Raw genomic sequence first — 754 nt, 5'->3', positions numbered from 1 at the left:
CGCCAGCAGCGCCCCAAACTTTTGGTTCCGGATCATCTCTTCGACTCCTTTGCTGTCATGCCGCTGGCCTGGCATCAGAGCGAACTTGACCAGATTGCCCAGCGCATCGCACAGGGCCAGTATCTTGGTGCTCACGCCCCCACGCGAGTGCCCTATGGCCTGGCTTTGAGTCCTGCGCCTTGGCCGTGACGGTGCACTTTCACGATCGTGGCATCGACCATGGCGTATTGCATATCCGGCTGGCCGCTGACAGCATCAAAGCGTTTTTGCCAGATACCGGCTTTGACCCCGTCGCGAAAGCGTTTGAAGACGGTGTTGCGTTTGCCGAATTCTTCAGGTAAATCGCGCCAGGGGCTGCCTGTGCGCACGATCCACAGCACGGCCTCTACAAACAAACGCTTGTCCGTGCCTCTTGGCCCTGCATCGCCAGGCTTGCCCAGGCAGTGCGGGGCCATCAGTGCCCACTGCTTGTCGCTCAATACTCTTCTTTCCATGGCGGGATTGCAGCATAAGAGGGGACTCTCAACAGGTCCTAACCGCGACAACACCCAGCAAACCTTCCAGAACAACGCCCAGCAGGGCGACTGGAACCAATGGAGCGCCGCGCAGCAAGCCGCCGCACAACAAGCCGCCCAACAGGCCGCTTACTGGGCCGCCCAGCGTGCCGGGCCGCGCGGGCTGGGAATTGCGCGCCGTGGTGCAAGCCGCCCTGAGCGTGCTGGCGCAGACCCGCGCCCTCGGCCCGCGCGCCCTG

Annotated in this window: 1 protein-coding gene; it reads right to left on the bottom strand. The window is 62.9% G+C overall.

All coding sequences use genetic code 11. From position 1 onward, the window contains the following. Positions 1-152: 152 nt before the first annotated feature. Positions 153-494: a transposase gene (locus tag QB898_RS13120; RefSeq protein ID WP_279525306.1), complete on the bottom strand. Its 342-nt coding sequence runs from the start codon at positions 492-494 to the stop codon at positions 153-155. Positions 495-754 lie beyond the last annotated feature (260 nt).

This window comes from Ottowia cancrivicina, from assembly GCF_029813755.1.
Lineage (GTDB): Bacteria > Pseudomonadota > Gammaproteobacteria > Burkholderiales > Burkholderiaceae_C > Ottowia > Ottowia massiliensis.
This window is presented reverse-complemented; position numbering and strand designations above follow the sequence as displayed.